Source organism: Micromonospora inositola (assembly GCF_900090285.1).
Classification (GTDB): Bacteria; Actinomycetota; Actinomycetes; order Mycobacteriales; family Micromonosporaceae; genus Micromonospora; species Micromonospora inositola.
Window position 1 is genome coordinate 737,731 of sequence record NZ_LT607754.1, and the last position, 25,126, is coordinate 762,856.

Here is a 25,126-nt window from a genome sequence, read left to right on the forward strand (position 1 = left end):
CTTGCCTACTGGACGCCGACCCTCTGCTTGTTGTAGTTCGTGCCCTCACCGTCCGGCTTGTAGTTGCTCTCGACGTTGCCGGCGATGTCGATCGAGAACCAGTTGACAGTGGTGTCGCTGTTCACTGCGATGTTCTGGACGCCCTCGCGCATGCCGGCCAGGGCGAGCTTGGGCGAGTTGTACGTCGGCCGGCTGCCGTCGAGCGTGTAGTAGACGTTCGCTGGCTCGCTGGTGCTGAAGGTGAAGGCCGTGGCACCCGGTTCCTGCTTGACGATCGTCAGTTTGGTCTGCGGCTGGATCTTGTCCGTCGCGTACGCCCGGGCCACCTCGAGGATGGCGATGTTGCCGTTGGCGAACTCCATCGCCTCCTCGTGCCCCTCGGCGAACGGCGGCTGGAAACCGACCGCGGTGAACCGCTTGGTCGTCGGGTTGTAGACGTCCGCGCCGACCTCGAAGTCCCAGCCGATGATGCCGCGGTTGTACCAGTGCTCGTCGGCGCTGTTGCCGGCCGCCGAGTACAGCACGTCGGTCACCGGCCCGGTGCGGCCCGGCCAGATCGCCGTGCCACGGTATTCCTGCACCCGGGAGAGGATGTAGTCCGAGGAGGTCCAGAAGTACGCCTCGGTGCCCTGGTCCACCCGCGGCAGCACCTCCCGCCCCGCGGCCTTGTACGCCCCCGGAGGCCACATGAAGTACCCGCCGTAGGAGTGGGTGTTCATGGAGAGCTTGATGTTCGGGAAGTGGTCGACCAGCCAGACCTCGTTGCGCGCCTCCGGCTCGGACAGCTCGCTCGGGCCAGCGAAGGTCTCGCCGGTGCAGTTGGTCGCCGACGCGCCAACGTAGCCGTCGAAGACGGAACCGACCGAGAAGTTCCGGTTGATGTCCACGCCCCAGGCGTTGCGGGCAGCCGGGTCCGCCAACGACGCCGAGCAGTAGTTGGTCATGTTCTTCCGCTGCATGTTGTAGTCGTACATGCTGTAGTGCGCGCCGTCCGGGTTGACGACCGGCAGGATGAAGATGTCCAGGTCGTCGACAATCTTGCGGGTATTCGGGTCCTGCGCGTAGTTGCGCAGCAGCCGCTCGGCCGACTCCACGCAGACCAGCGGGGTCACCCACTCCCGGGCGTGCTCCTGGCAGTAGAGGAAGACGCCGACCTTCGAGCCGTCGCGGTGCTTGCCGATCCGCAGCGCCTTCATCTGGAACGGCTCGCGGGAAACGCTCGCCGGCGCCTTCAGGTTGTCGGTCAGCTGGATCACCGGAGCCGCGGCCACCACGCCGGTGCCGGCGTTGCCCCGGTACGTGCTGGCCGTGAGCAGCTTGGCCGCGTCGGCGTTGCCGTTGACCGCGGCGACGACCTGCGCCGCCGTGCTGGTGATCGCGCCGGAGCCGTTGGTGGCCAGGCTCACGGTGACGGCCTTGCCGGACACGCTTACCGCCAGCGGAGCGTTCGCCGTGCCCGGGTTGACCAGCGACATGGTGACGTCGTTGCCACCCTCGGAGCCGTACGCCGTCGAGGTGACGTAGACGATGCTGGCTGCGGCGGTGCCGAGCTGCACCTGCGCCTTGCGCCGGTAGCCGTTCGTCTTGTACGGCAGGTCGATCAGCTCGGTCAGCTTCGGGAACTCCGCGGCCAGCCCGGTGAACCGCGCGGTGACCTCCGTCGGGTCCAGGTAATGGTCGACGAAGTCCGACACGTACGGGTGGTCACCGGTGACCTTGCGCGGGCTGCCCAGCCACTTCGAGACGTCGACCGTGACCGAGCCGCCCTTGTTGCTGGTAATGGTGGCCTTGGCCGGCGCGGCGTTGAGGGCGACCGGGTTGCTGAACCGGTGATACATGTACTGGCCGGCGTCGGTGAACCGGGACATGGTGGCGGTGCCGCCGGAGCCCATCTCCGTGCCTGGCCCGCTGTCCCAGCTCGCCGTCAGCACCGTCGTCGAGTCGGTGCCGGCGCTCGACTTCACCTCGATGTTGAGGAAGAGCTGGTTGTTGAGGCTGGAGAACCATTCGGACCGCAGCACGGTCAAGGTGTCGGTGCTGGCCGTCGCCGCCGTCGCGGCTCGGATCGAGGCCGACCGCTCGGCCATGTTGTCCGCGTAGTCGCTCTGGTCGGAGATGGCGTCCTGCACGTCGAAGCCCTTGTCCCGCAGCGCCTGGCTCTCCTCCGGGCTGAGGATCGCGTGCACCTCGATGCCGTTGTCGACCGGCTTGACGTACTCGGCGAGGTCGACGCCGAGTTCGTTGAGGCGGTCGATGCCCGACTTGTCGGCGACGACGATGCGCATCAGGCCGACGCCGTTCTGTTCGCCGGTCGACGACCGGTCGGGCACCACCGCGCTGCCCGACGTCGGACTCGCCAGGCCGGGTGCGCTGACGGCGAGCGCCAGCGGTAGCACGAGCAGGGCCAACAAGCGGCGCGGTCCGTTGGATCTTCTTGTACTCCTCATGAGAGTCCTTCCGGCGAGGCGATCCCGAGGGCCGCGCAGTCGAGGTGTCGGTGGACGACCTCGACTGCCGCAGCTTCGCAAAGTGTGATCGCCGTCTCACCATCAGTCAAGATCGATGGGCGCAGGACGGACGTTGGTCGGGCGGTCGGCTGGGCGCCCGCTACGCCTTCGCCACGCTCGCCGGCTCCGGCTCGGCGTGCCGCCCGCTGGCCGGCCGCTCGTCGCCATGCCCCGGCCACCACGCCTTGTGCCCGATCAGCGCGGTCAGCGCCGGAACGAAGAACATCGACATGACGAACGCCGACAGCACGATGCCGATCGCCACCGCGAAGCCCATCTGCTGCAGGAACGAGATCGGCGCGAGCATCAGCACCCCGAACGTCCCGGCAAGGATCAGCCCTGCCGCCGCGACCGTCGGGCCGGCGTGTTCCACTCCGATAGCGGCGGCCTGGTGCGGCTCGTTGCCCTCCCGTGCCTCCTCACGCAGCCGGGCGATCATCAGAATGTTGTAGTCGGTCCCGATCGCCACCACGAAGAGGTAGAGGATGATCGGCAGCTGGAAGGTGACCCCGGGCTTGTCCTGCAGCCCTTGGAAGAGATAGACCGTGGCACCCAGCGTGGCGGCGAAGTTGAGCAGCACAGCTATCACGAGGTAGATCGGCGCGACCAGGCTGCGCAGCAGCAGCGCGAGGATGAGCGCGATCAGGCCGGCCGCCACCGGCAGGATCACCGACAGGTCGCGGTTGTTCGCCGAGTTGATGTCCGCGAAGATCGCGGTGGGTCCGCCGACCACCGCCCGGGTGCCGGGCGGGGCCGCCTTGTGCAGGGCGTCGCGTAGTTCGTCGCGGACGAGCGTGATCGCCTCGTTGGAGACCGGGTTTTCGTTGAGCAGCAGGTTGACCCGGGCCACACTCGGGTCGCTGCTGCGCTCCGGGGGTTGCGCCCGGCCCACCCCCGGAGCGTTCGCCGCGGTCGCCGCGAAGTCGCTGATCTGTTGCTCGGTCAGCGGCGACCCGTTGCCGGTGGTCAGGTAGACCTCGGTGGGAGCGAGGGCACCGGCGGCGAACCCGCGCTGCAGGTCCGCAGCGGCCTTCGCCGACTCGGTGTCCTGTGGGAAGCCGGCGCTGAAGTCGTAGTCGGCCTTGTAGCTCAACACGCCCGCGGCGAGCGCGACCAGCAGGGCGCCGGATGCCGCCGCGACGAGCGCCGGCCGGCGTCCGATGGCGGTCCCGAGACGGCGCGACATGGTGGCCTTGGGGGCACGCCGCCACGCCTTGGACGGCCAGAAGACGTACCGGCCGAGCAGCGAGACAACCGCCGGGACGAGCGTGAGCGAGGTGACCAGCATGACGCCGACGGCGATCGCGAGCGCCGGGCCGAGTGAGCCGAAGAAGCCCAGTGAGGCGAGGAGCAGCACGAGGAACGCGACGATGACCGCTCCCGCGGCCGACGTGATGACCTCGCCGACCCGCTCGACGGAGACGATCATCGCGGTGCGCTTGTCGTCACCGGCACGCAGCCGCTCCCGATAGCGGAACAGCAGGAACAGGATGTAGTCGGTGCCGATGCCGAACAGCACGATCAGCAGTACCGTCTGCAGATCCTGACTGACATTGAGGTCGAACGCCTTGCCCGCCGCGGCGACAAGCCCGGTCGTGACGGTAAGGACAACGGCGATGACCGGCACGGGCAGCAGCGCGGCGATGGGGCTGCGGAAGATGATCAGGATCAGTCCGATGATCAGGATGATCGTCGCGATGCCGACCACCGCGAAAGCCTTGTTGAAGGTGTTCTCGTTGTCGACGAAGCTCGCCACGTCGCCGGCCACGCCCGCGGTCAGCCCGCTGCCCGCCAGCTCCGGGCCGATGGCCGCCCGCAGGTCGCGTACGGCGTCGAGCAGCGCCGGGTCGTCCGGGGCGGGCGCGTCAAGCCCGACGCTCACCACCTGCACCGACTTGTCCGGTGCCACGGCCGGCGGGCCGGTCAGGTAGCCGGACGTGTGCGAGATGTTCCTGGCCTTGAGCGACTGGGCGAGCTGGCCCACCCTCGCCTCGTCGGCCGGCGTGAGCGACTGCCCGTCGGCGCGCTTGACCACGACGGTCGCCGTCGCGGTGGCCTGCTGCGGAAACGCCTTCTTCCCGATCTCGGTGGCCTGCACCGACTCGTAGGAGTGGGGCAGGAAGCTCTCCTGGTCGGCGGAGGTGATGTCGCTCAGAGACGGTGTGGTGACGATGATGGCGGCTGCCGCGACCACCCAGCCGGCAATCACCCACCACGCCCTGCGTACAACGAATCTGCCCAGCCGCTCGAACATGGTTTCCCCCCGGGTGTTCGGCACAACCGACGTCTGGGGCCTGGAGCGCCCGTGGGCACCCGCCCGTCACTCTGCCGGGCAGCCTTCGCTACCCCTTGTGCAGCGTACCTTCGCCTGGCAATCCTTTTCGGACGCTCGGGGTGCGGGGGCCGCCTGAGTCTCAGCCGTTCAGGTACGCGAGCACCGCGAGCACCCGCCGGTTGTCGTCATCCGACGGCGGCATCCCCAGCTTGCTGAAGATGTTGTTGATGTGCTTGCTGACCGCCTTCTCGGTGACGAACAGCCGCCCGGCGATCGCGGCGTTCGACCGCCCCTCGGCCATCAGCCCCAGCACCTCCCGCTCCCGGCCGGTGAGGTCCCGCAGCCGCTGCGCGCCGGTGTTGCGGGCCAGCAGCTGGGACACCACCTCGGGGTCCATCACCATGCCGCCGTCGGCCACTCGGCGTACCGCGTCGATGAACTGTCCGACGTTCGACACCCGGTCCTTGAGCAGGTAGCCGACTCCCCCACGCCGGTCGGCGAGCAACTCCCGCGCGTACAGCTGCTCGACGTGTTGGGACAGCACGAGGGTCGGCAGCCCGGGAAGCTGCGTCCGGGCCGCGAGCGCCGCCTGCAGGCCCTCGTCGGTGAAGGTCGGGGGCAGGCGTACGTCGAGGACCGCGACGTCGGGGCGGTGCCGGGTGAGCGCCGGCAGCACGGACGGCCCGTCCGCGACGGCCTCGACGACCCGGAAGCCGTACGCGTCGAGGATGCGCGTCAGCCCGTCCCGGAGGAGGGCGAGGTCCTCCGCGATGACAACTCGCACGGCAGCTCCATGGTCACGACGGTGGGTCCGCCGGGCGGACTCGTCACGGTCATCGTGCCATCGAAGGCTGCCAAACGCCGTCGCACACCCGCCAGGCCGGTCCCCGCGTCCGAGGTCGCGCCGCCACGGCCATCGTCGCCGACCTTCATGCTCAACACACCGTCGCGGTGCAACACCTGGATCCAGGCGCGTGTCGCGCCACTGTGCTTGGTGACGTTCGTCAGCGCCTCGGCCATCGCGAAGTAAGCCGCGGATTCGACCGCCGCCGGTGGGCTGCCCGGTAGCCGCACCTCGACGTCCACAGGCAGCGGGACGGCCAGGGCGAGGGCCTGCACCGCTCCGTCCAGGCCACGCTCGGCGAGCACAGGCGGGTAGATGCCGCGTACGAGGTCGCGCAGCTCCGCCAGGGCGTGGCCGCTGGCCTCCTGCGCCTCAAGCAGCAGCCGCTGCGCCGCCGCCGGATCGTCGGCCAGGAGCTTCTCGGCCAGGCCGATGCTCATCCGCAGCGCGACCAGCCGGGCCTGCGCCCCGTCGTGCAGGTCGCGTTCGATCCGGCGCAGCTCGGCGGCCTGCGTGTCGATGGTGTCGGCGCGGGTGGCCGCGAGGTGCCGGACCCGCAGTGCCAGCTCCTGCGCCCGGGTCGGCGTCAGGAAGAAGCCGGCGAAGCGGAAGTGCAGCCACACCAGCCACGGCGCGACGGCCAGCCCGCCGAACAGGATCAACCACCCCTGCGGCGCGGCGAGCCACACCTTCAGGATGTTGTCCATCGGCCAGAACACGCCGTAGCCGTGCCAGTCGCCGTTGAGGTACAGCACCAGCGGCACGAACAGGACGCCCTCCAGCCCGTACGCCACCAGCACGAACCCGAGCAGGCACGCCCCGCCGGTGAATGCGCCGGGGATCAGCCAGGCGAAGTCCCGCCAGGTCGCCGGGTCCCCGACCACCCACCGGAACCGCTTCCAGGTGCCGAACTGAGCGTCGGCCGGCACCGGTCGGTACGGCGTCGCGATCGGCAGCCCGCACCACCGGCTCAGCCGCCGTTGCAGCCGCAGCGACAACCGCACCAGCACGGTCACCGCCGGGAAGAGCGCGAACCCGATGCCGAACACGGGAATGAGCGCGAGCGAGACCACCGACAGCGCGAACAGCAACGCGTTGGTGGTCAGGCTCAGCAGGGCCACGGCCAGGCCCTGCACGGCGGCGAGCGCGCCCGGTCGGATCTGCTGCCGGACGACCGCACGTAGTGAGCTGTCCACGGCGCCATTCTCCGCCTGCGCCGCCACCGGATTCGGTGGTGCTACCACCACCTCCGTTCGGGACCTGGCACTCCTGTCTTCGCCCCACGCCCGCCGAAGGATCGAGGACATGACCACAAGGCTGCAAGAAAAGCACCGGCTGGCCGGCCTGGCGTCCGGCCGCCGCAGCAAGTACGCCATGCTCATCTTCTGGCTCGTCCTCGTCGCGGCGGCCGGGCCGCTGGCGATCAAGCTGACCGAGGTGCAGGACAACGACACCCTCGGCGCGCTGCCCGCCACCGCCGAAGCCAGCCGGGCGGTGCAGCGGGCGGAGGACGCGTTCCCGGATTCGCAGAAGCCCCTGGCCGTCGCCGTCTACGTCCGCGACGGCGGGCTCACCGGCGCCGACCGAGCGAAGGTGGACGGCGACCGCACGGCGTTCACCCGGTACGCGGACGGCGGCCAGGTGCCCCCGGCGATCCCCAGCGACGACGGGCAGGCGCTGCTGCTCTCCTTCCCGGTCGCAGGGGACGCCGACCAGCGCGCCGACGCGGTGGCCGACGTCAAGGAGCAGCTGGGCGACGCACCGGCCGGCCTGCGGACCGCGTTGACCGGTCCGGCGGGCGGCGAGGACGACGTCTTCGACGCGTTCGCCGGCATGGACACCACGCTGCTGCTGGCGACCGCGGCCACCGTCGCGTTGCTGCTCCTCGTCACGTACCGCAGCCCGGTCCTGTGGTTGATCCCGCTCATCACGGTGGCGGTGGCCAACCAGCTCGCCAGCGCGGTGGTGTACCTGCTGGCCCGGCACGCCGGGCTGGCCGTGGATCTCCAGAGCCAGAGCATCCTGACCGTGCTGGTCTTCGGCGTCGGCGTGGACTACGCCCTGCTGCTCATCGCCCGCTACCGGGAGGAACTGCGCCGGCACGCCGACCGGCACGCGGCGATGGCCGTCGCGCTGCGGCGGTCGATCGGCGCGATCGGCGCCTCGGCGGCGACCGTCGCGATCGGACTGCTGTGCCTGCTCGCCGCGCACCTGCCGTCCACCCGGGGGCTCGGACCGGTCGGCGCGGTCGGGATCGCCGCGGCGCTGCTCGCCATGACCACGCTGCTGCCGGCCGTGCTGGTCATCTTCGGGCGGTGGCTGTTCTGGCCGTTCGTGCCGCGGTACTCACCGGACGCGGTCGGGCTCGACGTGGCGGCCCAGCACGGCGTGTGGCGCCGGATCGCCGGTTTCGTCGGGCGGCGGCCCCGCGCGGTGTGGCTGGGAACGGCGGCGGCGCTGGTCGCCCTGAGCTTCGGCATCGGCAACCTCAGCATCGGCATGCCGCATGACGAGTCCTTCACCAAGGAGGTCGGCTCGGTCACCGGGCAGCGGATGATCGAGGCGCACTACCCGAGGGGAGCCGTCGCACCCGCCGAGATCCTGGCCGCCGCCGGGCCGGCCGACCAGGTGGTGGCCGCCGCCCGTGCGGTGCCGGGGGTGGCCGAGGTGGGCGAGCCGCAGCGCTCGCCGGACGGCCGGTGGGTGCACATCGCCGCGGTCCTGGCCGACACGCCGGACAGCGACGCGGCGCTGGACACCGTCGACCGGCTCCGCGATGCGGTGCATGCCGTGCCGGGGGCGCAGGCCCTCGTTGGCGGGGACACCGCGTACCTGCTCGACGAGGAGCGGACGGTCGGCCGGGACAACCTGGTCGTCGTGCCGCTGGTGCTGGCGGTCGTCTTCGTCATCCTGGTGCTGCTATTGCGCGCGCTGGTCGCGCCGCTGCTGCTGCTGGCCAGCGTGGTCCTGTCCTACGTCGCCGCGATGGGCGCGGCCGGGCTGATCCTCGACGCGATGGGCTACCCGAAGCTATTCGTCGGGATCCCGCTGCAGACGTTCCTGTTCCTCGTCGCGCTCGGCGTGGACTACACCATCTTCCTCACCACCCGGGCCCGGGAGGAGACGGCGCGGCTCGGGCACCGGCGGGGCGTGCTGCACGCGTTGACCGTGACCGGCGGGGTGATCACCAGCGCGGGTGTGGTGCTGGCCGCCACGTTCGGCGCGCTGAGCGTGCTGCCGCTGGTGCCGTCGGTGCAGTCGGCAGTCATCATCGGCGTCGGGGTGCTGCTCGACACGTTCCTCGTCCGCAGCCTGCTCGTCCCGGCGCTGGCACTGCACGTCGGCCCCCGTGTTTGGTGGCCGAGCGCCCTGGCGCGGCCGGCGATCCGGCCGGTCGCGGCGCCGCCGGTCGAGCGGGCAGCGGCGGCGTCGTAGGAAACCCCGCGGGAGTCGGCACGGGCGCCAGGCGTACCACGGAGGTGCGGCCGGCGTCCCAGCGCTGGCAGGGCATCCGGCGGCGGGCAGGTACCTATCGGGCCCTGCCCGCTTCCCTGGCGTTGTGCGGTCTGAGGCTGGCCGTAGCGAGCGGAGACGTGGCCAAGAGGACTTTGAGTTGGTCTTGCATACGTTCCAGTGGACCGTCGGCGCTGTGCAGTCCCTGGTAAAGGTGACGGAGCACGTCATCAGATCCGTTGGTGAACGCCAGTATCTCAGCGAGGGAGAGTTGGTGATTGAATATCTCCGCTTCGTTCCGCCATTCATGGAGCAGGCTGGCAAACGTTTCATCGCGCCCTGGGGACAGCACGGCCGAGGACAGCGCAGCATTCACCGCCGACAGGTTCATCCGTGGGTAGACCTGCCGACGAGCTGGCGGGTTGGTTCCCATGGCAAAGGGCGGAGAGGTGAGGATCTTCCTGTTGGCCTGCAACTCGTCGCCGATGGCCTGGAGGGCCTCCGCACGCCTCTCACGATTCGCCGCCCATCGCTCGGCGACGATGCCTGTTATGCCCGCGAGCAGACCCATGACCTGCACCGCCGGCTCGAAGCGCGACGGGCCGGATGACCGGCGCCACCAGGCAGCACTGACGACGAAAGCCACCGCCAGGCTGCCGGCCGTGACCGCCATGATCCATGTGCGTGGCGTCTTCACCCACGACGGCAGGGGCACGCGGCGCAACCGCACCTCAACTCGAGGCCGCACCGGCCCACTCATCATTTCCCTACGCGGCGGAACACGTCTCGTGCGGCCGTGTCGGGGCCGTTGCCAGCATCGCTGTTCGAGAGGAGCATGAGATCCATGCCGAACCGACGGACTCTCTCGTAGGCCTGGAACTGCGTGTAGGCCTCATTCTCCACGAAAAGGCCCGCCTTGACCAACGCAGCCTCCAGGGCCTTCAACTGGTATTTTCGCGTGATGTGGAGGCGAATGGTGTCCCCGCTCGGAAAATGGACCTCACTGCGGTTCGGAAGCACGATCTTCAGATCTTCGACCGATTTGTTGCAGTAGATCACCTTGATGAGCAGCGAGCGACCCTCTTCGACCACTCCCTCGAATCGCACATGGTTCATATTGATCGAGAGGTCGGTGTTCTGGTGCAACGCGCTTATGACGAACTCGCGGAACACCCAACTGGTCTCATACTCCCGGGCTGCCTGCTGCGCCATCCGGTCGTCGAGATGAGACGCTGTGGCGACCTCCACCAGCAGCCTGTCCTGCGGGCGTAGCAGTTGCTTGCTCAGCCGCTCGACCAGGTCGACGTCGTCGTCGAAGTTGGCCATCGTGTTACCGAGCAGAGAGAACAGCACCGGCTCGTCCCCCATCAGCCGGTCACGCAACTCGTTCAGCTCGGCCACGTTCTCTTCGACCGAGAAGTCGAGTTGCACCGGAAGCAGCTGGTTCCGGAACTGCATGAAAAAGGGCAGGGATTTCATCGGCTTCAAGCCGAGACGTAGCATCTCCGCGCTCATGTCGACGGGCACGTAGTACATTTCCGGGTTCAGCGGCTGGAGATCGGCCAGAACCACGGCGTCCTTCTCCCCCGTCCCGGGGCCCAGGCTGATGTAGTGATAGGGCTGGCCATTGTGCCGGGAATGCAGGCTCCGCCAACGCCGGCTGAAGGTCTCGATCCCGTCTCTCATGACGGGATAATTGGGGTCGGTGCAGGCCCGCTGCCAGTTGACCGCCGGCTCGATTCCCCAGTACGAATAACCGGACACAATCCTTTTCTCGTCGCCAGTTGACGAGAAGGGACGCTGAAGCTCGTTGGCCAGTTCGTTGAGCTTCCGGGACTGGTCTTCACCGACCAGGCACAGCGACCACGAGAACTCGGTTTCTGATATCACTTTCTCGAGTCTGCGCAGAAGTTTTATCTGCTCCCTGGCCTGCTGATCCACGATGAGCCATCCCCCGGGCGAGGTCGGACCGTCCCCATGTTCCGCTCGCCCACTTTAACAGCATTGAAGTCTTTGAAGGTACCCGCTTTGATGCGGCTTTCAAGGACGTAGGACCGGCGCAGGGGACCTTTTGTTTGCAATTGCGCCTGTCCAGGAGTCCGTGCAGGCATCGCACGGCGTACAGCTCCTCAGGCCCACCTGGCAGATGCCCTCCCCGCCGCCGGCGGAACAGTGGACGGTGCAGCGCAACGGTCAGCGCCTGCTCGAGGAGGCTCGGGACTGACCTGATTCGCGGATCGCGCACCGGGCAGGCGCGAACGTCCATAGCCTGGCAGGCGGGAGCACTTCGAGACGTTGACGGAGGACACCGTGACCAAGGCCGTCAGGGATGCGCTTGAGGGCGTCAGCGAGATCGAGCTGACCGTGACCGGCCGGAAGACCGGACGGCAGATCACCCACCCGGTGTGGTTCGTCCAGGAGGAGGAGAGCGCCTTCCTGGTCCCGGTAACCGGGTCGGACAGCGACTGGTACAAGAACGTACGGCAGACACCGATGGTGCAGCTGGCCGCCAACGGGACGGCGGTGAGCACGACCGCCACGCCGATCACGGACGCGGACCGGGTCAACCACGTGGTGGAGATGTTCCGCGAGAAGTACGGCTCGGATCAGGTGGACCAGCACTACCCGAAGCACGACGTCGCCGTCCAGGTCTCACTCACCTAGCCAGTCGGGTCAGCCGGTGATCGTTATCGCGACCGGCAGACCCTGCTGCACCTCCAGGACCGCCCGCTCCCCCAGCGGTCGCGCGAGTTCGACCGTGGCCGTGCGTTCCGCTCCGATGGACGGGCACGCCTCGCCGCCGCCCCCGTGCGGGTACGCGATGATGATCACGACGACCGCCTGGTCCGACTCGGCCGCCTCGGCGCCGTAGTCGATGCCGCACGGCTCGCTCCCCGGGCCGGGCGCTCCGGTGAAGGTGACGGTCAACTCGAGGCCGTTGGTCGTGGTGGCCGCCGATTCGATCGCCAGCCCGGCGTGGGGGTGGTCGTCGTCCCAGGGCGGTGGCGTCACCCGCACGATGGCGGAGGGGTCGACGGCCAGCCGGGCCACCCGCACGGCGGTGCCGCTGAGGGTGTACTCCCAGGCGGGGGCGGTCACCATGCCGCGGGTGGTCGCGATCGTCATGGTCGTCAGCCGAGCACCGGTGACCTTCAGCGGCACACAGTCGGGGCACTCGCCGGGGCGCGTCTGCTGGATCTGCGCCAACGCCGCATCCGCCGAGACGAGCGGCAGGTCGTCGCTGGTGCCGTCAGCCCAGACGACCTTCCCGCTCGTTTCGGACCGTCCCGGCAGCGTCACGATGGCCTCGATCCGACCGGCTCCCAGCGCCTGCTTGTGGTCTCCGTTCGCCGGCTCCCAGTCGCCGATCTGACGGGTCAGCTCGCCCACCGGGACGAACCGCGGCGGGCCGGCCACCGCCCGAACCGCTGCCTCGTACCGGGCCAGCGCGTCGGACGCCTGCTGGCGCAGGCCCTCCACCTCGTCGGCTGCTGGGCCGCTCCCCGCGGACCCGCAGCCGACGAGCAGTGCCGCGGCGGTGATCCACGGCAGTAAGCGACGCTCACTCCACCCGGGTGTCCTCACACCTCTGTGACGTTTCTCCGGTCGCCACGGTTGCACCTCCTCGATCGAGCGTCGTCAGCTCGAAGTGCACCGTACGGCCGGTCCGGCGGCGGCCGAGGCGGTGCGTCAGCGGCACCAGCACCCCGTGCAGCACCGGATGCTTGCGCCGCAGCGCCCGACCGGCCGCCCGGTATTCCGCCCCGCTCAGCCGCCGCCCCACCGCCTCCACGGCGGCCCCGGTCGACTTGCCGAGCGCCGTCGACGGCGCCACGGTCACCCGTGGGTCGTTCCGCAGCCGTACCGTCTTCCACGCCTTCTCGAAGCTGCGCACGTACGCCCGATCCCCCTCCACCGCGATGCTCACGGCCGTGGGCACCGGCGTCCCGTCCCGCTTGTACGTCGTCAACACCACCGTCTTCTGCCGCACAAAGCCAGTCCAGAAGGAGGCAGCGGAGGGCGAGACATAGCCGACCACCCACCCCAGCTCCCGCAGCCGATACACCAGCGCGACCAGGGCCAGCACGGCCAACAGCAGCACCAGCCAGGTCTGCACGGCGCTGCCGCCGACCTCACCGTCGATCGCGTGCGACACCGTGTGCGCCGCCCCGCCGACCAGGTAGCCGGCCAGCGCCACCGCGAGTGCGTCGGACCAGATGAGGGCCAGCAGCAGGGTCGCCCCGATGCCGAGCTGGAACGCCCCCACGTCGTGCACGAAGTGCTCGCTGGGCGGAAAGTCGACCGCCGAGCTGAACGAGGCAGGCGCCACCAGCGCCCACACCCCGACGACCATCGCCGCCAGACCGAGCAGCGCGACCAGGACCCGCACGATGCTTCTCATGCCCGCCTGACGGGCCACCACCGGACGATGTGACACGGGGAGCCGGCCCCGAAGCGCCGGCTCCCCACAGTAGAAGGCGTCAGCCCTCGTAGACCCGCCGCACGTCCACCTCGACGTCGATCCCGTGCTGCACGAAGACGTCGGTGAATCGCTTGCCCCACTCCACCGCCTCGTCCCGGGACCGCACGTCGAGCAGGGCGAACCCGGCGATGAGTTCCTTGGTCTCGGTGAACGGCCCGTCGGTGACGGTCTTCTTGCCGTTGCTGACGGTGATCCGGGCCGCCTCCTCCTTGCTGGCGCAGAGCCCTTCGGCGGCGAGCAGCACGCCGGCCTGGACGACCTCCTCCATGAAGGCGCCCATCGTCTTCATGAACTCCGGGCTCGGGTCGAAGTTGCCGGGCACGTCCTCGTCCAGCTTGTGCATCACCATGTAGCGCATCTCAGTGGTTCCTCTCATTCAAGGTGTGGGCGGACACCGCGGTGAGCCACCCGAAGATGAAGACCGAGCCCAGCGCCAGCCGGACGCTGATGCTGTCCTGGTCGGGCCAGGCCATGACGACGACGGTCGCCAGGGCGCAGGCCAGGGAGAACACCGCCCAGCCGCGCCGCCCGGTGCGCAGGTACCGGCGGGCGAAGACCAGGCAGGCGATGGTGAGCGATCCGAAGGCCAGCATGGCCCCGACGCCGTGACCGATGGCGTGCCAGCTCAGCGAGTCGGGCGAGCCTTCGGGCGCGCCGGCCGGCCAGCCCATGCTGGGGTCGGAGGGCATCGCCGCGGCGACGATCAGGCCGACGCCGAAGACCGCCACCAGCGCCGGGCCCCACGTCCCGGCGGCCGTCCCGCGCAGCGCCCGTCGCATCCCGGCGGCGCCGGCGAGCGCCAGCAACCCGGTGAGTACGAAGTTGGCGACCTGGATCCAGCCGTGCTCGCCGAGGGCGAGCAGGCTGAGCGGCTGCCGGCTCAGGTCGAACCCGTCCCGGGTGAGCACCTGGGCCGTCGCCACCACCCCGAAGAACGGCCCGGTGGCGATCCCGGCGGCGAGCAGGGTCCGGGTGGACATCCTGTCGGTCATCCCGGCCCGCGGCATCGTCGTACTGGTCATCTCGATCTCCTCGTCATCGGCTCTCACTGACGCGTCGATCGGGTCGGCTCGGATCCGACATCACCTCTCAAGATTTTTTCAGGCCCGTGCTGGCGGCGGCGCGATCCAGCAGCAACGCCCGCTCCCGCGCGTTGCCCGTGAGGGAAGCGGCGCGCTCGAACTCGGCGCGGGCCTCGTCGTGGCGGCCGAGTTTGGCGAGCAGGTCGCCGAGCACGCTGGGCAGCAGGTGGTAGTTGGCGAGCGCCGGCTCCTCGGTCAGGGCGCGGGCCAGTTCCAGGCCGGCGGCGGGTCCGTCGGCGAAGGAGACCGCGACGGCCCGGTTGAGTTCGACCACGGGCGAGGGCACGGCCCGGGCCAGGTCCGCGTAGAGCGCGGCGATCCGTGCCCAGTCGGTCCGGTCGGGGGTACGCGCCCGCGCGTGGCAGGCGGCGATCTCGGCCTGGAGGGCGTACGGGCCGGGGGTGCCGCCGAGCGCCCGGGCCCGGTCGAGGGCGGCGAGCCCGCGGCGGATGAGCAGCTGGTCCCAGCGGCTGCGGTCCTGGTCGTTGAGGAGGACGGGCTCCCCGTCGGGGCCGGTGCGGGCGGCGGTGCGGGAGGCCTGGATCTCCAGCAGCGCGGCCAGCCCGTGCACCTCGGGCTCGTCGGGCATCAGCCCCTGGAGGATGCGGGCCAGGCGCAGCGCCTCCTGGCTGAGCGCCGGGCGCATCCAGTCGTCGCCGGCGGTGGCCGAGTAGCCCTCGTTGAAGATCAGGTAGATGACCTCCAGCACGGAGTCGATCCGTTCGGCGCGTTCGGCGGGGCCGGGGACCTCGAACGGCACCCGGGCGGTGGTGAGGGTCTGCTTGGCGCGGGTGATCCGCTGGCCGACGGTGGCCTCGGTGGTGAGGAAGGCGCGGGCGATCTCGGCGGTGGTGAGGCCGCCGACCAGCCGGAGGGTGAGCGCGGCCCGGGCGATCGGCGAGAGGACCGGGTGGCAGGCGACGAAGATCAGCCGGAGCAGGTCGTCCTCGATGCGTTCCTCGAACGCGGCGTCGAAGTCGGGGGTGAACTCCTCGGTGCCCAGGTCACGGCCGAGTTCGGCGACCTTACGTTCCTGGGTCTGCCGGCGGCGCAGCGCGTCGATCGCCCGGCGCTTGGCGACGGTCATCAGCCACGCGCCCGGGTTTGCCGGTACGCCCTCGCGCGGCCACGTCTCGAGCGCGGCGACCAGTGCGTCCTGGGCCAGTTCCTCGGCCTGCCCGACGTCGCGCACCAGCGCGGCCAGGCCGGCGATCACCCGCCCTGACTCGATCCGCCACACCGCCTCGACGGTGCGGTGCGCCTCCGACTCCCCCATGGCCACCCATCAGAGCAGGTCGCGCGGCGCAGGGACAAGGACCACGCTGGCGGGTGCCGCCGCGGCCCGGCCACCGTGCGGCGCCGGCCCGTAGACCGGCTGCTTCCTGCCCTTCCGGTCGGGACAGGTGCCGTACCGCCCGCCCACCATGCCCACGGTCCCGTCCCCGCACCGCACCAGGTAGCCCTGGCCCGCCCAGAATCCATCCACGCAGACGAAGTAGCGGCACACGTCGACCGCCGGCTCGAGGATCAGCGAGCCGCCGCAGTAGGTGTAGCCGAACGGATTCTCCGGCGCTCCGCACCGGTCGGAGGAGGTCGGAGTCGGGGTCGGCGAGGTCGTCGTCGGAGCGGGGGTCGGCGAGGGCGTCCTGCTCGGATCGACCGGGCCCGGGGTGGGGACGTGCCCGGTCTGCGGCGCCTGGCCGGTGGCAAGGTCCGAGGGGAGCTGGACGCGCCGATCGGCCGGCGGAGGCATGGGGCCGCCGGCGGCGATGCCCGCCGGCTCCGGGCGCGGCGCGGGCCCGCCCGGCACGTCCGCGGGGGCGCTGCTGGCCTCCGGCCCGATGCCGGTGTCGGCGCCCGGGGTGGCGGTGGCGGGCACGACGACGCCGCCGCCGGTGGGGAGGGCGGTGGGTGGGCGGCCGGTCGGGTCCGAGTCGGCCGTGGCGGCGAGCGCCACCAGGGCGACGAGTGCCGCCGCGGCGGCGGCGACCGCGCGTCGGGTGAGGCGGGCGTTCCCGGGCGCCTGCGTGGCGCTGACCAGTATCGGCGCCGCCGGCTGTGACCGTCGGTTGGCGGCCACCGCCTGATCGAGCCGGGCGAGCACGGCGTCGCGCTGCCCGGTGGCATCGGCGTACGCGAGGGTCAGGCGCAGCCGAAACCGGGCCGCGGCGCCCCGGGGCACGCGGAGGCCGGCCACCAGCGCACCGGTGGGCCCGTGCAACAGGGTGGCCGGCACCGCCGGGTGGTGGGTGAAACCGCTCAGCTCGGCGTACGGCCATTCGTGGGTCCTCTTTCGACTCACCAGGACGATCCGGCGGTCGGTGACCACCGCCGTGCCGGCGTCGGTCACCCGGCCGCCCTCCGGCAACCGAGGTGCGGATTCCGGGTGTGCGACCGCGATCGCCGACAGGTCGGGTAGGGGCAGGTCCGCGTGTCGCGGCACCGTGACCAGCCCGGTCGACGGCTGGACGGCGACAACGGTCTCGTCATCGGCCAGGTCCACGGGCACGGCCGGCCGGATCGTCGGGCGGTCCTCGGCGGCGGCCCGCAGGCGTTGCAGGCGTACGCCCCGCAGGCACCAGGCCTCGACGGCGTCCTCGTGGGCACGTCGCCGCCGGGCGTTCTCCCGCCTGGCCCAGCGGGCCCGCCAACCGGCACCGGTGCTGTCCACATGGGTCATTCCGGCCCCGCCTTTCATGAGGATCCTTCGGTGGCATCCGGTACAACCGCTGAGGCGGCCACAGGACACGCCGCAGGGTGAGCATCACGGAGCGTACGTAAAGAGTTCTTGACACCATGTCCGCCGGGCTTTACATTCACCGTGTCAAGGATTCTTTACATGGGGAGTGGTCGTGGCCTTCGAGGAGAAGCGCGCCTGGATCATGGCGCTGGTGGCGGTCGCGGGCTATGCCGCGTACGCGATGGTGGTCCTCGGCCGCGCGGACGGTGAGCCGCTCGCGGGCGTCTCCTACGCCAGCCCCCTGCTGGCCACGGTGGCCGCGGCGATCGCCGCCTCGATCGCGCTGAACATCCTGGTGTCGATCGTCTCGCCCGAGGGGGCCAACGAGAAGGACCAGCGGGACCGGGAGATCCACCGGCTCGGCGAATACATCGGCCAGTCCTTCGTGATCGTCGGCGGGGTGGCCGCCCTCGCGATGGCGCTCGCCGAGTGGGACCAGTTCTGGATCGCCAACGTCATCTACCTGTGCTTCGTGCTGTCCGCGGTGGTCGGCTCGGTCGCGAAGATCGTCGCCTACCGGCGGGGCTTCCAGTCGTGGTGAAGCCCACCCGGATCACCAACACCATCCGGGCGCTGCGCTTCGCCCACGACGAGATGACCCAGGCCGAGCTCGCCCGCCGGGTAGGCGTCACCCGACAGACCGTCATCGCCATCGAGCAGGGCCGCTACTCGCCCTCGCTGGAGATGGCCTTCCAGATCGCGGCCGTCTTCGGCGTGCCGCTGACCGACGTGTTCCAGTACCCGCGGGAGGAATCGTGAGGGCCATCGTCCAGCACCGGTACGGCCCGGCCGACGTGCTGCGCCTCGCCGACGTCGAGGAGCCGGTTCCCGGCGCCGGTCAGGTGCTCGTCGGAGTCCGCGCCGCCGGCGTCGACCCCGGCGTCTGGCACCTGATGACCGGCCTGCCGTACGCGGTGCGCCTCGGCTACGGGCTGCGCCGACCCCGCCGCCGCGTCCCCGGCCTCGACCTGGCCGGCGTGGTCGCCGCCGTCGGGCCGGGCGTCACCGGGTTCGCCCCCGGCGACGAGGTCTTCGGCACCGGCGCCGGCAGCTTCGCCGAGTACGCGCTCGCGCCCGCCGATCGGCTCGCCCGCAAACCCGCCAACCTCAGCTTCGTCCAGGCCGCGGCCGTCCCGGTCTCCGGGCAGACCGCCCTGGCCGCCGTCCGCGACGCCGCCCGGGTCCGCCCCGGGCACCGGATCCTCGTCATCGGCGCCGGCGGCGGCGTCGGCTCGTACGCCGTCCAGCTCGCCGTCGCCGCAGGCGCGCGGGTGACCGGTGTCTGCGGGCCGGGCAAGCTCGACCTGGTCCGCTCCCTCGGCGCCACCGAGGTCATCGACTACACCCGTGCAGATTTCCCCGACCACCGGTACGACGTGGTCATCGACACCGCCGGCAACCGGCCGCTGTCCCGGCTGCGCCGGGCGCTCACGCCGAAGGGGTCCCTCGTCCTGGTCGGCGGGGAGGCCAGCGACGGGAAGTGGTTGCAGGGCTTCGACCGGCAGTTGCGGGCATTGGCGCTGTCACCCCTCGTCGGTCAGCGGCTGGTGCCGCTGGTGGCGAAGGAGAGCACCGCGAACCTGGTGGCGCTGACTGGGCTGATCGAGGCCGGGCGGCTGCGGCCGGTGGTCGACCGCACCTTTCCGCTGGCCGAGACGGCCGAATCGATCCGGCACGTCGAGGGTGGCCACGCGACCGGCAAGGTGGTCATCGCCCTCTGACCACGAATCAGAAGTTCGGGTCCCGTCGAGCGCCCAAGATCAAGCGCCTGCCGGCCTCGTCGGCCGGTCCTAGTCGCAGAGCTGCGCGTGCAACGTGTCGTAGACCCATTGCTCCCAGCGATCCGGGGCCCACCCCCGGTCGCGGACGAACAGGAGATACAGCTCCGGGCTGAGCAGGCCGAAGAGCACGTCGGCGGCGTGTTCGACGGACAGGCCCGGCTTGGCGCCGGGCTTCGCCACCAGGCTCCGGGCCGCGGCGGTGTGGACTTCGAGGCGCGGATCGGTGTCCTGCTGCCACATGCTGGCCAGGCTCGGATCCTGCGTGCCGGCGGCGCGCAGGACGTCCATGATCGGCGCTACCCGCTGGAGCATGTCGCAGGTGCCTCGCACGTGCGCCCGCAGCTGCGCCTCGGCGGTGTCGGCCGCGAGAGCGTCGAGGAACCAGACCCGCTGCATCGTGGGGATCGGCTCGTCGTCGCCGGCGATGGTGACGTCAACCAGCTCCTTGAGCAGAGAAGGCTTGTTGCCGAAGGCGAAGTAGATGGTCTGCACGGCGACCCCGGCCCGCTCGGCGACGCCCTGCAGCGTCGTCGCTCCGTAGCCCTGATCGACGAACAGTTCGTACGCGGCCTGCAGGATCCGTCGCCGGGTCTGCCGCGACTTCTCGCCCTTCTTGCCGGTGCTCTTGACCAGTTGCATCTCTATACTGTAACACTAGAGGCCAACTCTAAAAACGAACTCCAGAGAAGGTGATCGAGATGGCTCTCATCCGGACGACGCGGTTCACGGCCGACCCCGCCGAGGCCGACACCGTGCTCGAGCGGCGCAGGCAGCTCCTCGAAGCGCTCCGGGCGGCGTTCGCCGGCCCGACCGAGACCCGACTGATCCGCGTCGATGAGCGGACCTGGGTGGACATGTGGCGGTGGGATTCGCACGAGACCCTGCGCGCGGCCCTCGACGGCGCGCCGCGCCTGTCGGAGGCAACCGCGGCGTTCGCCGTCGCCCGCGATGTCAGCGCCGAGCAGGGCGACGTGGTCGACGAGGATGTGTGGGCCGGATGACCCGCTCCAGCCACCTGGCCGTCGAAGCCTCCGGCCTGGTGAAGACGTTCGGCCCGACAAGAGCCGTCGACGGCATCGACCTGAGCATCCCCGCCGGCTCGGTGTACGGGTTCCTCGGCCCCAACGGTGCCGGCAAGACGACCACGATCCGCATGCTGGCCACGCTCCTGCGCCCCGACGCGGGCACCGCCCGGGTCTTCGGCCACGACGTGGTCCGCCACGCCACCGCGGTACGCGACCGGATCAGCCTGACCGGACAGTACGCCTCGCTCGACGACGGCCTCACCGCGCGGGAGAACCTCGCCCTGCTCGGCCGACTGCACGGCCACTCCCGGGCCGGCGCGGCGACCCGAGCCGACGAGTTGTTGGAGGCCTTCTCCCTGACCGGGGCGGCCGGCCGGCTGGTCAAGACGTACTCCGGCGGCATGCGACGCCGGCTGGACATCGCCGCCGGCCTCATCGTCACACCCGACCTGCTGTTCCTGGACGAACCCACCACCGGGCTGGACCCGCGCAGCCGCAACGACGTGTGGAGCATCGTCCGGGCCCTCGTCGCCGACGGCGCCACGGTCCTGCTGACCACTCAGTACCTCGACGAGGCGGACCAACTCGCCGACCGCATCGCCGTCATCGACCACGGCACCCTCATCGCTGAGGGCGCCAGCAGCCAACTCAAGGCATCGGTCGGCGGCGGCGCGCTGCACGTCCGGCTGGCCGACCCGCACGATCGGCCCACCGCCGAGCGGGTGCTGAGGCAGGCGCTCCACGGGCCCGTGGCCCTCGACCCCGATCCAGCCGTCCTGACCGGGCAGGTACCGGCCGGCGGACTCGCCGACGCCGAGGCTGCGACCCACGCGCTGGCCGAACTGTCGCGGGCCCGGGTCACGGTCACCGAGTTCGCCCTCGGACAGCCGAGCCTGGACGAGGTGTTCCTCGCCCTGACCGGCCGTCCGGCCACTGCGGACGCCGCGCTGAAGGAGAAGGCCGAATGACGACGCTCGACACCGGCGCCCGCCCGTCACGCGCGGTGCTCACCGCGCGCCCGCGCCCTACCCGGCCCGGCACCCTGACCGCCTGCCTGACGTTCGGCCGGCGAGCCCTGCTGAAGATCAGGCGTACCCCCGTCCAACTCTTCGACGTCGCCGTCCACCCGGTCGTGTTCACCCTGATGTTCACGTACCTGTTCGGCGGCGCGATCGGCGGATCGACGGGGAAGTACGTCGGCTACCTGGTCCCGGGGATTCTCGTCATGACGCTCCTGGTGACCACCGGCACGACCGGCGCCGCGCTGAGCATCGACATCGCGAGCGGCGTGTTCGACCGGTTCCGTACGCTGTCGATCCGGCCCGCCGCCCTGCTCGTCGGGGCCCTCCTCGGCGACGTGGTGCGGTACGCGTTCGCCTCGACGGTGGTCGTGGGGCTCGGGCTCACGCTCGGTTTCCGCCCGCACGGCAACGTCGTCGGCGTGGCCGCCGCAGTGCTGCTCGTCGTGGCCTTCAGCGTCAGCCTGTCCTGGGTCTGGACGGCGCTGGCGCTGGCCATGAGGTCGCCGGGTGCCGTGCTCGGCGTGACCCAGGCGGTGCTGTACCCGCTGGCCTTCTTCAGCAACATCTTCATCGCCCCGGCGACCCTGCCCGGATGGCTGCGCACCTTCGTCGACGTCAACCCGATCACCCACCTGGTGACGGCGGCCCGGGAACTCATGGCGGGCACCATGCCCGGCCGCGAGATCGGGTGGATCCTGGCCGCCTGCGCCGTCCTGACGGCGGTCTTCGGGCCGCTGTCGGTGCGCCTGCTCCGCAACAGATGACCTACACCCCACCAGCGAAACGGAGGAGCAGATGGCAGCCGACTCAGGCAAGGTCGAGGCGAGCGGCATCAGCCACGCCGCGACCGAACTGGCGATCACCGTGACCCCGATCGGCACGGTTCACAACGGGCGATCGGACCCGGGAAACTCGGACCACTGGGCCGACGTGGCGAGCACCATCCTGGTCGAGCCACGCTTCGGCGACCGCTGCCTCACGGGACTCGCCGACTTCTCTCACGTGGAGGTGGTCTTCTTCTTCGACCGCCTCGCCGAACGCGACGCCTACCGGCAGCCCCTGCGGCCCCGCGGCCGGGCCGACCTGCCCGAGGTCGGGGTGTTCGCCGACCGCGGGCCACGCCGGCCCAACCGCATCGGCTGCACCATCTGCGAGGTCGTCTCGGCCCGCGGCCGGGAACTGCGGGTACGCGGACTGGACGCGGTCGACGGCACACCGGTCCTCGACATCAAACCTGTGATGCGCCAATTCCTCCCGGAGCACAGCCGGCAGTCGGAGTGGGTCGACCGCCTGATGGCGGAGTACTTCGCCAGTTAACGCCAGCCCCCCAGGGCCCGCTGCCGCCGTCACGGGCTGCAGCGGGTCCCGGTGGTCCAGCAGCGGTACGGCGGTCCCCTCGTTGAACCGGCCGAGGCCACCATCACCGTCGCTGGCACTGCGGCGCGGTGCGGGTCTGAAGCCGACGGGGAAGGGGACGGAACTGGTGTTCGAGGGCTTCGAGGAACTGGACATCGGCACCATGGACACGACCATCCACGGACGCCGGGGCGGCGACGGCCCGCCGGTCCTGCTGCTGCACGGCATGCCCGAGACCCACCTCATGTGGCACCGGGTCGCGCCGCGACTCGCGGAACGGTTCACCGTGGTGGCCACCGACCTGCGCGGCTTCGACGACAGCGGGAAGCCGCCGAGCACACCGGACCATGCCCCGTACAGCATGCGCCAGGTGGCCCGCGAGCAGGTGGAGGTCATGCGGCTGCTGGGGTACGACAGGTTCGCCGTCGTCGGGCACGACCGCGGCGCGCGCTGCGCGTACCGGATGGCGCTGGACCACCCCGACACGGTGACCCGCCTCGCGGTGCTCGACATCGTGCCCACCGGCGACGCGTTCGGCCGCGCCGACATGGACTTCAGCGTCTCTGGTTTCCTATGTGATCCTCGGCAAGTCGGGCATCCGGCCGGCGTTACCGTTCCGGTCGGTGACCGGGGTGGCGTGCACGTGGCGGTGGAAGCCGCGGCCGAGGACTGCTCCGCGCACCCGGTGAGGGTGTCGGGGAGCGGTGGTGGGAACCGTGTGCGGCACCTGGGGAACCGGCCCTTTCGGGTTGGTCTCCTGGGGTGTCCGTCCCGCCGGACGCTTGCCGGCAGATCCCAATGGGGAGTCTGCCGGGGCGGGAACCTGCCGTCGCGAGGGCAGCAGGCGTGTAGTCTTGACCGTTGCAGGTCGGACCTGCTTCGGGGTGGGTACCGTCTTGCGCCGGTCTCGCGGCGGCCTGATCGTGGCGGCTTGGGTTGGTCGACGCGGCCGGTGACGGACCGGTGTATCGGTGGCGGTCCGGATCGCGGCGTTGCCGTTACGGTCGCGGCGGGTTTTGGCCTGGTTGGCCAGGCCTCGGGCGGCGATCCGCTGCGCCGCGGCGTGGTCACGGTCCATCGACATGCCACACGAGCAGGTAGCCCACCGGTACCCGGCCACGCGCCCCTGTGGTGTTTTGACGTGCTTGACCGCGCCGCCGCAGCGGGGACAGCCCGACGATGTGCCACGCGCCGGAACAGTGATGACGGCGATGCCTACCTTCGCGGCGAGGTGGGCGATGGCGGTGAACACGGTGCCGCGCACCGCACCAGACAGTCGCCGGTTGAGGCTGCGTGACCGACCACCCGCCTCGAGCGTGGCGAGGTTCTCGACGTAGATCACGGTGGCGCCGACCGCGGTCGCGTGGTCGACGAGCCACCGCGCCGACGACCAGGCAAGAGCCTTGTTGAGATGCCGGATCCGGGCGCACACCGCCGAATGCTCGGCCTCCAGGAGGACAAGCTTGCCAGTCAGGGCCGGGTCGGCGGGGGCGTCGGCGGGCCGGCCGTCACGCAGCCGCGTCAGATGGTCGGCTTTGGTTTTGAGGTGTTCGCGGTGGCGCCGTAGTCGCACCAGTTTCGCCGACACGCCGGTCGCGTCGAACCGCAACGGGCGCCCCCGCACCACCACGGAGCCGTCCTGGTCGAGGTCGGCCACGGTCGCGGTCAGCAGGGTGTTCACCCCCCAGTCGACACCAAGCGCACGAGTGTGGCCGTCCAACGGCGGCCGGGTGTGCGGGGTCTGCCAGGGCAGGTCGACGCGAACCTTGCCATCGCCGGGCCGCAGCGTCGGGGTGCACACCTTCACCCCGGCGGGCACCGTCGCCGGCAGCACCACGTCGACATCGTGCCAAACCCAGTCGCGGTATGAGGCCGGCGCTGCACATATGGGAAGCTGCGCCCACACCCGTACGACGCGGTCGTCGACCCGGTCGACGACGACCTGTTGCCGGTCGGCCGCCGCGAGGCTCACCTGCCGCGCCGCGGCCGGCGGACCCTCCAACTCACACAGGCCTACCGGGAACCGGCCATACACGCCGATGTACCCGGTGATCTGTCGGGTCCGGTTGCGGATCGTGGCGTTATCAGTTCCCGCCGGTAGCGCCGCCCGCAACGCTGACCATTCGTCATCGGTCCGGGCGAACGGATCGGCCGGCCACGTGGCCAGCAGCGCGGCAACGATTCCACGACGGTGGCACGCCAGACGCAGAGCCCGGGCGGCTTCTTCCTCGGCGATCCGACGAACCCGGTCCGACACCACCACACCCGCCGACGGCACGGCACACCAGCCGAGCCGGCGCAGCGCCATCCACCCGCTGCTCGGCAGACGCCTCCCATCAGGGCCAACCCCACCGGCAAGCTCCGCCATTTCGGCATTCGACCAGTGCGCCGCGATCACCTCGTCGGCCATGCCCCGAACCAGGTCTGCCAGCCACCCCACCCGTTCGGCGAGCACCCGCCCCGATACGGGCACCCGCACGCCGGGCACACCGGGCTTACCGCCGCACACCGCACGGTACGCGGTGCACGTCGCGATCGACGTCAACACCGAGCCAGCC

Annotated in this window: 23 protein-coding genes and 1 pseudogene; 10 read left to right on the forward strand and 14 right to left on the reverse strand. The window is 70.7% G+C overall.

Features of this window, described 5'->3' with window-relative positions:
• Positions 1-5: 5 nt before the first annotated feature.
• The 4 genes from GA0070613_RS03470 to GA0070613_RS03485 all read right to left on the reverse strand — a co-directional run bounded on the left by GA0070613_RS03470 (position 6) and on the right by GA0070613_RS03485 (position 6,822).
• Complete coding sequence (locus GA0070613_RS03470) at positions 6-2,411, reverse strand: M14 family zinc carboxypeptidase (RefSeq protein WP_157746260.1); 2,406 nt, start codon at positions 2,409-2,411, stop codon at positions 6-8.
• A gap of 196 nt (positions 2,412-2,607) precedes the next feature.
• Positions 2,608-4,716, reverse strand: coding sequence for an MMPL family transporter (locus GA0070613_RS03475; RefSeq protein ID WP_231929653.1), 2,109 nt, complete (start codon positions 4,714-4,716; stop codon positions 2,608-2,610).
• A gap of 205 nt (positions 4,717-4,921) precedes the next feature.
• Positions 4,922-5,566 (reverse strand): LuxR C-terminal-related transcriptional regulator, encoded by a 645-nt coding sequence (locus GA0070613_RS03480; protein WP_089010962.1) that lies wholly within the window; start codon positions 5,564-5,566, stop codon positions 4,922-4,924.
• A complete protein-coding gene (locus GA0070613_RS03485) occupies positions 5,518-6,822 on the reverse strand; it encodes a sensor histidine kinase (RefSeq protein ID WP_231929654.1) in 1,305 nt (434 codons plus the stop codon). The genes GA0070613_RS03480 and GA0070613_RS03485 overlap by 49 nt, the downstream gene beginning before the upstream one ends.
• Positions 6,823-6,931: 109 nt before the next feature.
• On the opposite strand from GA0070613_RS03485, the gene GA0070613_RS03490 reads away from it, so the two are divergent.
• Positions 6,932-9,061, forward strand: coding sequence for an MMPL family transporter (locus GA0070613_RS03490; protein ID WP_089010964.1), 2,130 nt, complete (start codon positions 6,932-6,934; stop codon positions 9,059-9,061).
• A gap of 94 nt (positions 9,062-9,155) precedes the next feature.
• On the opposite strand, the gene GA0070613_RS03495 is transcribed toward GA0070613_RS03490, so the two are convergent.
• Both GA0070613_RS03495 and GA0070613_RS03500 read right to left on the reverse strand, forming a co-directional pair.
• Complete coding sequence (locus tag GA0070613_RS03495) at positions 9,156-9,752, reverse strand: hypothetical protein (RefSeq protein ID WP_231929655.1); 597 nt, start codon at positions 9,750-9,752, stop codon at positions 9,156-9,158.
• An 86-nt stretch (positions 9,753-9,838) separates the two neighbouring features.
• On the reverse strand, positions 9,839-11,020 hold the full coding sequence (locus GA0070613_RS03500; protein WP_089010966.1) for an L-histidine N(alpha)-methyltransferase: 1,182 nt from the start codon (positions 11,018-11,020) through the stop codon (positions 9,839-9,841).
• A gap of 369 nt (positions 11,021-11,389) precedes the next feature.
• Here GA0070613_RS03500 and GA0070613_RS03505 point away from each other — a divergent pair, with 369 nt between their 5' ends.
• Positions 11,390-11,743 (forward strand): nitroreductase/quinone reductase family protein, encoded by a 354-nt coding sequence (locus GA0070613_RS03505; RefSeq protein WP_089010967.1) that lies wholly within the window; start codon positions 11,390-11,392, stop codon positions 11,741-11,743.
• A 9-nt stretch (positions 11,744-11,752) separates the two neighbouring features.
• On the opposite strand, the gene GA0070613_RS03510 is transcribed toward GA0070613_RS03505, so the two are convergent.
• The 6 genes from GA0070613_RS03510 to GA0070613_RS03535 all read right to left on the reverse strand — a co-directional run bounded on the left by GA0070613_RS03510 (position 11,753) and on the right by GA0070613_RS03535 (position 17,324).
• Positions 11,753-12,559: a hypothetical protein gene (locus GA0070613_RS03510; RefSeq protein WP_089010968.1), complete on the reverse strand. Its 807-nt coding sequence runs from the start codon at positions 12,557-12,559 to the stop codon at positions 11,753-11,755.
• A gap of 82 nt (positions 12,560-12,641) precedes the next feature.
• Positions 12,642-13,481, reverse strand: coding sequence for a PPOX class F420-dependent oxidoreductase (locus GA0070613_RS03515; protein WP_089010969.1), 840 nt, complete (start codon positions 13,479-13,481; stop codon positions 12,642-12,644).
• 79 nt (positions 13,482-13,560) lie between these two features.
• Positions 13,561-13,920: a YciI family protein gene (locus GA0070613_RS03520; protein ID WP_089010970.1), complete on the reverse strand. Its 360-nt coding sequence runs from the start codon at positions 13,918-13,920 to the stop codon at positions 13,561-13,563.
• A 1-nt stretch (position 13,921) separates the two neighbouring features.
• Positions 13,922-14,584: a DUF998 domain-containing protein gene (locus GA0070613_RS03525; protein WP_089015720.1), complete on the reverse strand. Its 663-nt coding sequence runs from the start codon at positions 14,582-14,584 to the stop codon at positions 13,922-13,924.
• Between the two features lie 67 nt (positions 14,585-14,651).
• Positions 14,652-15,920, reverse strand: coding sequence for an RNA polymerase sigma factor (locus tag GA0070613_RS03530; RefSeq protein ID WP_089010971.1), 1,269 nt, complete (start codon positions 15,918-15,920; stop codon positions 14,652-14,654).
• Between the two features lie 9 nt (positions 15,921-15,929).
• Positions 15,930-17,324, reverse strand: coding sequence for a hypothetical protein (locus tag GA0070613_RS03535; RefSeq protein ID WP_157746262.1), 1,395 nt, complete (start codon positions 17,322-17,324; stop codon positions 15,930-15,932).
• A gap of 172 nt (positions 17,325-17,496) precedes the next feature.
• On the opposite strand from GA0070613_RS03535, the gene GA0070613_RS03540 reads away from it, so the two are divergent.
• From GA0070613_RS03540 to GA0070613_RS03550, 3 genes are read left to right on the forward strand one after another with little or no spacing between them, the layout of a single operon-like run.
• Positions 17,497-17,925, forward strand: a complete 429-nt coding sequence (locus tag GA0070613_RS03540) for a hypothetical protein (protein ID WP_089015721.1) — start codon at positions 17,497-17,499, stop codon at positions 17,923-17,925.
• Positions 17,919-18,143 carry a helix-turn-helix transcriptional regulator gene (locus GA0070613_RS03545; protein ID WP_089010973.1) on the forward strand — a complete coding sequence of 75 codons (225 nt, stop codon included), beginning with the start codon at positions 17,919-17,921 and terminating at the stop codon, positions 18,141-18,143. Before GA0070613_RS03540 ends, GA0070613_RS03545 begins: the two co-directional genes overlap by 7 nt.
• A complete protein-coding gene (locus tag GA0070613_RS03550; RefSeq protein WP_089010974.1) occupies positions 18,140-19,105 on the forward strand; it encodes an NAD(P)-dependent alcohol dehydrogenase in 966 nt (321 codons plus the stop codon). Before GA0070613_RS03545 ends, GA0070613_RS03550 begins: the two co-directional genes overlap by 4 nt.
• A 69-nt stretch (positions 19,106-19,174) precedes the next feature.
• On the opposite strand, the gene GA0070613_RS03555 is transcribed toward GA0070613_RS03550, so the two are convergent.
• Positions 19,175-19,804: a TetR/AcrR family transcriptional regulator gene (locus GA0070613_RS03555; protein WP_089010975.1), complete on the reverse strand. Its 630-nt coding sequence runs from the start codon at positions 19,802-19,804 to the stop codon at positions 19,175-19,177.
• A gap of 59 nt (positions 19,805-19,863) precedes the next feature.
• Here GA0070613_RS03555 and GA0070613_RS03560 point away from each other — a divergent pair, with 59 nt between their 5' ends.
• The 5 genes and pseudogenes from GA0070613_RS03560 to GA0070613_RS03580 form a co-directional block, all read left to right on the forward strand.
• On the forward strand, positions 19,864-20,166 hold the full coding sequence (locus GA0070613_RS03560; protein WP_157746263.1) for a hypothetical protein: 303 nt from the start codon (positions 19,864-19,866) through the stop codon (positions 20,164-20,166).
• A complete protein-coding gene (locus tag GA0070613_RS03565; protein WP_089015722.1) occupies positions 20,163-21,158 on the forward strand; it encodes an ATP-binding cassette domain-containing protein in 996 nt (331 codons plus the stop codon). Before GA0070613_RS03560 ends, GA0070613_RS03565 begins: the two co-directional genes overlap by 4 nt.
• Positions 21,155-21,976, forward strand: coding sequence for an ABC transporter permease (locus GA0070613_RS03570; RefSeq protein WP_089010977.1), 822 nt, complete (start codon positions 21,155-21,157; stop codon positions 21,974-21,976). The genes GA0070613_RS03565 and GA0070613_RS03570 overlap by 4 nt, the downstream gene beginning before the upstream one ends.
• Positions 21,977-22,007: 31 nt before the next feature.
• The gene (locus GA0070613_RS03575; RefSeq protein WP_089010978.1) at positions 22,008-22,529 is read left to right on the forward strand and encodes an SAM-dependent methyltransferase; all 522 of its coding nucleotides are present in this window, start codon (positions 22,008-22,010) and stop codon (positions 22,527-22,529) included.
• A 283-nt stretch (positions 22,530-22,812) separates the two neighbouring features.
• Positions 22,813-23,118, forward strand: a pseudogene (locus GA0070613_RS03580) (alpha/beta fold hydrolase); the annotation flags it as partial.
• 21 nt (positions 23,119-23,139) lie between these two features.
• On the opposite strand, the gene GA0070613_RS03585 reads toward GA0070613_RS03580, so the two are convergent.
• A complete protein-coding gene (locus tag GA0070613_RS03585; protein WP_172875748.1) occupies positions 23,140-25,116 on the reverse strand; it encodes a zinc ribbon domain-containing protein in 1,977 nt (658 codons plus the stop codon).
• Positions 25,117-25,126: the final 10 nt, after the last annotated feature.